The following is a 5290-nucleotide window of genomic DNA, read 5'->3' on the forward strand; positions in this document are numbered from 1 at the left end:
AGTCCGGCGGTGTCCTACTCTCCCACAACCCTTCGGTTGCAGTACCATCGGCGCTGTCAGGCTTAGCTTCCGGGTTCGGAATGGGACCGGGCGTTTCCCTGACGCTATAACCACCGAAACACTGTGAAACACCCACACACCTGTGTGTGGTGGTGTGGTGTTTCAGAGCTGTAGAGTGGATGCGTAACATCTTTGTGGGCAAGTCCTCGGCCTATTAGTACCAGTCAACTCGATAACACATTACTGTGCTTCCATTTCTGGCCTATCAACCCAATGGTCTGTTGGGGGCCTTAACCCACAAAGGGGTGGGATACCTCATCTTGGAACAGGCTTCCCGCTTAGATGCCTTCAGCGGTTATCCCTTCCGAACGTGGCCAACCAGCCATGCCACTGGCGTGACAACTGGCATACCAGAGGTTCGTCCGTCCCGGTCCTCTCGTACTAGGGACAGCCTTCCTCAAGTATCCTACGCGCGCGGCGGATAGGGACCGAACTGTCTCACGACGTTCTAAACCCAGCTCGCGTGCCGCTTTAATGGGCGAACAGCCCAACCCTTGGGACCTACTCCGGCCCCAGGATGCGACGAGCCGACATCGAGGTGCCAAACCATGCCGTCGATATGGACTCTTGGGCAAGATCAGCCTGTTATCCCCGGGGTACCTTTTATCCGTTGAGCGACACCCCTTCCACCAGGCGGTGCCGGATCACTAGTCCCGACTTTCGTCCCTGCTCGACATGTCTGTCTCACAGTCAAGCTCCCTTGTGCACTTGCACTCAACACCTGATTGCCAACCAGGCTGAGGGAACCTTTGGGCGCCTCCGTTACTCTTTAGGAGGCAACCGCCCCAGTTAAACTACCCATCAGGCACTGTCCCTGAACCAGATCATGGTCCGAGGTTCAGATTCCCAATCCGACCAGAGTGGTATTTCAACAACGACTCCACCAACACTAGCGTGCCAGCTTCACAGTCTCCCACCTATCCTACACAAGCCGAACCGAAAACCAATACCAAACTATAGTAAAGGTCCCGGGGTCTTTCCGTCCTGCCGCGCGTAACGAGCATCTTTACTCGTAGTGCAATTTCGCCGGGCCTGTGGTTGAGACAGCCGGAAAGTCGTTACGCCATTCGTGCAGGTCGGAACTTACCCGACAAGGAATTTCGCTACCTTAGGATGGTTATAGTTACCACCGCCGTTTACTGGCGCTTAAATTCTCAGCTTCACCCCGAAGGGTTAACCGGTCCTCTTAACGTTCCAGCACCGGGCAGGCGTCAGTCCATATACATCGTCTTGCGACTTCGCATGGACCTGTGTTTTTAGTAAACAGTCGCTTTCCGCTGGTCTCTGCGGCCACCACACCCTAGCCTGCAAGAGGCTTCAAGTGCACTGGCCCCCCTTCTCCCGAAGTTACGGGGGCATTTTGCCGAGTTCCTTAACCACAGTTCACCCGATCGCCTTAGTATTCTCTACCTGACCACCTGTGTTGGTTTGGGGTACGGGCCGTGCACGCACTCGCTAGAGGCTTTTCTCGGCAGCATAGGATCACTCTACTTCACCTCAATCGGCTACGCATCACGTCTCAGCCTTCATGAAACACGGATTTACCTATGCTTCGGCCTACACGCTTACACCAGTACTACCACTCACTGGCGGAGCTACCTTCCTGCGTCACCCCATCACTCGACTACTACGGAATCAGATCCCACGCTCCACACAGAAACCTCCGTCCGAAGACATCGGTAACTGGCTTTGGGTGGTTAGTATCAACCGCCTCATCCTGGGCGCACGTGCTCGGGTACGGGAATATCAACCCGTTATCCATCGACTACGCCTGTCGGCCTCGCCTTAGGTCCCGACTTACCCTGGGCGGATTAGCCTGGCCCAGGAACCCTTGGTCATCCGGCGGCAGAGTTTCTCACTCTGCATTCGCTACTCATGCCTGCATTCTCACTCCCACACCCTCCACGACTGGCTTCCGCCGCCGCTTCCCTGGATGCAGGACGCTCCCCTACCCATCCACACCACTAGACACAACCCGCAAGGAGTTGAGCCGATGTATTGCATGAATGACACAGCTTCGGCGGTGTGCTTAAGCCCCGCTACATTGTCGGCGCAGGACCACTTGACCAGTGAGCTATTACGCACTCTTTCAAGGGTGGCTGCTTCTAAGCCAACCTCCTGGTTGTCTGGGCAATCCCACATCCTTTCCCACTGAGCACACACTTGGGGGCCTTAGCTGGTGTTCTGGGCTGTTTCCCTCTCGACGACGAAGCTTATCCCCCGCCGTCTCACTGCCACACTCTCACACCACGGTATTCGGAGTTTGGTTGATTTCGGTAACCCGGTAAGGCCCCTAGACCATCCAGTAGCTCTACCCCCGCGGTGAAACATGTGACGCTGCACCTAAATGCATTTCGGGGAGAACCAGCTATCACGGAGTTTGATTGGCCTTTCACCCCTACCCACAGCTCATCCCCTCAGTTTTCAACCTAAGTGGGTTCGGCCCTCCACGTCGTCTTACCGACGCTTCAGCCTGGCCATGGGTAGATCACTCCGCTTCGGGTCTAGACCACGCGACTCAGACGCCCTATTCAGACTCGCTTTCGCTACGGCTACCCCACACGGGTTAACCTCGCCACGCAGCACTAACTCGCAGGCTCATTCTTCAAAAGGCACGCCATCACCGTAAACATCAAAGATGCTGCTCGGGCTCTGACGGCTTGTAGGCACACGGTTTCAGGTACTCTTTCACTCCCCTCCCGGGGTACTTTTCATCTTTCCCTCACGGTACTAGTCCGCTATCGGTCTTCAGGAAGTATTTAGGCTTACCGGGTGGTCCCGGCAGATTCACAGCAAATTCCACGAGCTCGCTGCTACTCGGGAACACCACACAAACAATCCACAACGTGTTTTCGCGTACGGGACTCTCACCCACTCCGGTCGCCCATCCCAAGACGTTCCACTAACACGCGCGATCATTCCGAGGACTGTCAGATCCTCGACGCTGGGTCCCACAACACCACACACACAACGCCTGACAGCTTGACATGTGCATGGTTTAGCCTCATCCGCTTTCGCTCGCCACTACTCACGGAATCACGGTTGTTTTCTCTTCCTACGGGTACTGAGATGTTTCACTTCCCCGCGTTCCCTCCACACACCCTATATATTCAGATGCGGGTAACACCACATAACTGGTGCTGGGTTTCCCCATTCGGAAATCCTCGGATCACAGCTCGGTTGACAGCTCCCCGAGGCATATCGCAGCCTCCCACGTCCTTCATCGGCTCCTGAAGCCAAGACATCCACCATGTGCCCTTAACAACTTGACCACAAAGATGCTCGCATCCACTCTACAGTTCTCAAACACCACACCAGAAACAAACGCCCCGGGACCGTGTCCAGCCCCTCGGCGTGTTGCCTCAGGACCCAACAGCATGCCAGCGAACAATTCTCGATCAAACCCGGCAGAACACTTTCCACACCTCCCGAAGAAGGCAGTACTCACACTTGCCGGCAACCTGACCTCAAACCATAACCAGTAGTTCCACAATTCCTTGAGCAAGCCCGGCAACATCACAGTCGGATGTTGAGCCGTGCCCACTCCACCACCGTTGATCCGGGTATCCCGGCGAGGTGGATGTGTTGCTCCTTAGAAAGGAGGTGATCCAGCCGCACCTTCCGGTACGGCTACCTTGTTACGACTTCGTCCCAATCGCCAGTCCCACCTTCGACCACTCCCCCCGCTTACGCGGTTGGGCCATGGGCTTCGGGTGTTACCGACTTTCATGACGTGACGGGCGGTGTGTACAAGGCCCGGGAACGTATTCACCGCAGCGTTGCTGATCTGCGATTACTAGCGACTCCGACTTCACGCAGTCGAGTTGCAGACTGCGATCCGAACTGAGACCGGCTTTAAGGGATTCGCTCCACCTCGCGGTATCGCAGCCCTCTGTACCAGCCATTGTAGCATGTGTGAAGCCCTGGACATAAGGGGCATGATGACTTGACGTCATCCCCACCTTCCTCCGAGTTGACCCCGGCAGTCTCCCACGAGTCCCCGCCATCACGCGCTGGCAACGTAGGATAAGGGTTGCGCTCGTTGCGGGACTTAACCCAACATCTCACGACACGAGCTGACGACAGCCATGCACCACCTGTACACCAACCACAAGGGAAGCCCTATCTCTAGGGATGTCTGGCGCATGTCAAGCCCAGGTAAGGTTCTTCGCGTTGCATCGAATTAATCCACATGCTCCGCCGCTTGTGCGGGCCCCCGTCAATTCCTTTGAGTTTTAGCCTTGCGGCCGTACTCCCCAGGCGGGGCGCTTAATGCGTTAGCTACGGCACGGACAACGTGGATGTCGCCCACACCTAGCGCCCAACGTTTACAGCGTGGACTACCAGGGTATCTAATCCTGTTCGCTCCCCACGCTTTCGCTCCTCAGCGTCAGTATCGGCCCAGAGACCCGCCTTCGCCACCGGTGTTCCTCCTGATATCTGCGCATTTCACCGCTACACCAGGAATTCCAGTCTCCCCTACCGAACTCAAGTCTGCCCGTATCGCCCGCACGCTCCACGTTAAGCGTGGAGTTTTCACGAACGACGCGACAAACCGCCTACGAGCTCTTTACGCCCAATAATTCCGGACAACGCTCGCACCCTACGTATTACCGCGGCTGCTGGCACGTAGTTAGCCGGTGCTTCTTATCCAGGTACCGTCACTTGCGCTTCGTCCCTGGCGAAAGAGGTTTACAACCCGAAGGCCGTCATCCCTCACGCGGCGTCGCTGCATCAGGCTTTCGCCCATTGTGCAATATTCCCCACTGCTGCCTCCCGTAGGAGTCTGGGCCGTGTCTCAGTCCCAGTGTGGCCGGTCACCCTCTCAGGCCGGCTACCCGTCGTCGCCTTGGTAGGCCATTACCCCACCAACAAGCTGATAGGCCGCGGGCTCATCCTGTACCGCCAGAACTTTCAACCAACCCCCATGCGAGAATCAGTGATATCCGGTATTAGACCCAGTTTCCCAGGCTTATCCCAAAGTACAGGGCAGATTGCCCACGTGTTACTCACCCGTTCGCCACTAATCCACCCGAAGGCTTCATCGTTCGACTTGCATGTGTTAAGCACGCCGCCAGCGTTCGTCCTGAGCCAGGATCAAACTCTCCAACAATGTCAAATTTGATCGAGGCAAATTTTACTTGCACTCAAAGAAACCTCAAACGAGGTTCACATACATAAGCTCTACTGGCTTAATTCACTAGCACACTGTTGAGTTCTCAAGCAACAC

The 5290-nt window shown here is 56.0% G+C and carries 3 rRNA genes; all 3 read right to left on the reverse strand.

Annotated features, from left to right (window positions below):
• Position 1 precedes the first annotated feature (1 nt).
• Positions 2 to 118: ribosomal RNA gene (gene rrf / locus ACM6LR_RS39175) — 5S ribosomal RNA — on the reverse strand.
• Between the two features lie 76 nt (positions 119 to 194).
• Positions 195 to 3332: ribosomal RNA gene (locus ACM6LR_RS39180) — 23S ribosomal RNA — on the reverse strand.
• A gap of 324 nt (positions 3333 to 3656) precedes the next feature.
• A 16S ribosomal RNA gene (locus tag ACM6LR_RS39185) occupies positions 3657 to 5173 on the reverse strand.
• The 16S, 23S and 5S rRNA genes sit together here, the layout of an rRNA operon.
• Positions 5174 to 5290: the final 117 nt, after the last annotated feature.

It is taken from the genome of Amycolatopsis sp. cmx-11-32 (genome assembly GCF_047608695.1).
Lineage (GTDB): Bacteria > Actinomycetota > Actinomycetes > Mycobacteriales > Pseudonocardiaceae > Amycolatopsis.